The organism is Streptomyces sp. NPDC007162, assembly GCF_040634175.1.
Classification (GTDB): domain Bacteria; phylum Actinomycetota; class Actinomycetes; order Streptomycetales; family Streptomycetaceae; genus Streptomyces.
On the sequence record NZ_JBEYFC010000948.1, the window covers coordinates 1 to 1,796 of the forward strand.

General features: G+C 72.6%; 1 protein-coding gene and 2 pseudogenes. 2 read left to right on the plus strand and 1 reads right to left on the minus strand.

All coding sequences use genetic code 11. The features are described from left to right. Positions 1–98: pseudogene (locus tag ABZ646_RS46125) on the plus strand (deoxyribose-phosphate aldolase); the annotation flags it as partial. On the opposite strand, the pseudogene ABZ646_RS46130 reads toward ABZ646_RS46125, so the two are convergent. After that, positions 97–696, minus strand: a pseudogene (locus ABZ646_RS46130) (DUF2786 domain-containing protein); the annotation flags it as partial. The pseudogenes ABZ646_RS46125 and ABZ646_RS46130 overlap by 2 nt on opposite strands. A 139-nt stretch (positions 697–835) precedes the next feature. On the opposite strand from ABZ646_RS46130, the gene ABZ646_RS46135 reads away from it, so the two are divergent. Then, the gene (locus tag ABZ646_RS46135) at positions 836–1,612 is read left to right on the plus strand and encodes a Clp protease N-terminal domain-containing protein (RefSeq protein WP_360533651.1); all 777 of its coding nucleotides are present in this window, start codon (positions 836–838) and stop codon (positions 1,610–1,612) included. The last annotated feature ends 184 nt before the right edge of the window (positions 1,613–1,796 follow it).

Sequence of the window (1,796 nt, forward strand, 5' to 3'; positions counted from 1 at the left end):
GGGCCTCCTGGCTCGGCATGCTGGCGGGCGCCGACTTCATCAAGACCTCCACGGGCAAGGTCGCCGTCAACGCCACCCCCGCGAACACCCTCCTGGTGCGGGTGCCCCCGCGGCGAGCAGCGCCTCGTCGACGCTGTGCCGGGCCATCAGCTCCTGCGCCTTGGCGCTGAGCGCCTCGGCCTCCTCCGGGTAGCCGGTCGCCTCGGCCTTGGCGAGCAGCGCCCGGATCCGGGTGAGCATGCGGGACTCCGGCCGGTGCGGGTCCGCGCGGGAGCCCGGCTCGTCGAGCGGCTCCAGGGCGGGCAGCCGCAGCAGCAGCCGGTACAGCTCCAGGACGGCGGTGGCGTGCGAGAAGCGGTCGCCCACGCGCTCGGTGCCGTCGGGCAGCGCGTCGAGCTGGGCCTTCCAGCGGTGGCCGCGCGGGCGGTCGTCCGGCACCTGCGCCCTGATCAGCCCGGCGGCGAGGCGGACGTGCGGGTCGTCCAGCTCGCGCCGTACCAGTCGTACGACGTCGGCGGGCTGCCAGCCGCGCCGCCAGGCCGCCGCGACGAACTCCCGGCCCCGGCGCTCGAGTTCCGCGTCCGCGGCGGAGTCGGCCGCGAGGAGGGACGCGCCCGTGTCGAGGCCGGAGTCGGTGCCGTCGTACAGGGCGGTCCGGAAGGCTCGGTCGACGGTGCTGGGCTCGCTGCTGGTCACGTGTCGATCGTGCCATGCGGCTCGGACGGTGCGCGGTGGCCGTCCACACCCTGTGGACAACGACGGCCCGCACCTTTCCCGACCGAAGAGATGTCAACTCCGGGTTGACACCTGCAAGGTGTCAACTTACGGTTGACACATGGCGACCAACCCGAACATCACGGCATCCGTACGCCTCGACGACCTCATCGCGGCGATCAAGAAAGTCCACCCGGAACCCCTCGACCAGCTCCAGGACGCGGTGATCGCCGCCGACCACCTGGGCGACGTGGCCGACCACCTGATCGGCCACTTCGTCGACCAGGCACGGCGCTCGGGCGCGTCCTGGACCGAGATCGGCAAGAGCATGGGCGTGACCCGGCAGGCGGCCCAGAAGCGCTTCGTATCCAAGGAGTCGGCCGAGCTCGACCCCAACCAGGGCTTCAACCGCTACACCCCGCGCGCGCGGAACGTGGTCATGGCGGCGCACAACGAGGCACTCGCGGCCCGCAACCCGGAGGGCCGTCCCGAACACCTGGTCCTCGGCCTGCTGGCCGAGCCGGACGGCATGGCGGCCAAGGCGATCCTCGCGCAGGGCGTCCTGCTGGACACCGTCCGCCAGACGGCGACGGCCGCGCTCCCGCCGGCCGCCGACGAGGTCCCCGACCTCGTCCCGTACGGCCCGGAGGCCAAGAAGGCCCTCGAACTCACCTTCCGCGAGGCGCTCCGCCTCGGCCACAACTACATCGGCACCGAACACCTGCTGCTGGCCCTCCTGGAACACGAGAACGGCGAAGGCGTCCTCAGCGGCCTGGGCATCACCAAGCCGGCGACCGAGGCGTACATCGCCAAGGCGCTGGCCCTGCTGGTGGAGCAGCGCGACGGAGCGGCGGAGGCCACGGACGCGGCCGGGCAGGAAGGGGACGAAACGGGCTGATAGTGCGCCGCGGACCATCGGAACCGCAGGTCAAGGCCATTGTCAGTGCCGCCTGCCACACTCTCGGCATGACCGACCGGTGGGCTCTCGCTCCGGCCGAGGACGGTGGCGTGGATCTCGCCCCCCTCGGTCCGGACGGGCTGCCTGGGCGCGCAGCGCGTCCACCACCCGCTGCCGTTCGCAC

Excerpts from the sequence above, each read along its gene's own strand:
- ABZ646_RS46135 (WP_360533651.1), top strand. The coding sequence starts at position 836 with ATGGCGACCAACCCGAACATCACGGCATCCGTACGCCTCGACGACCTC.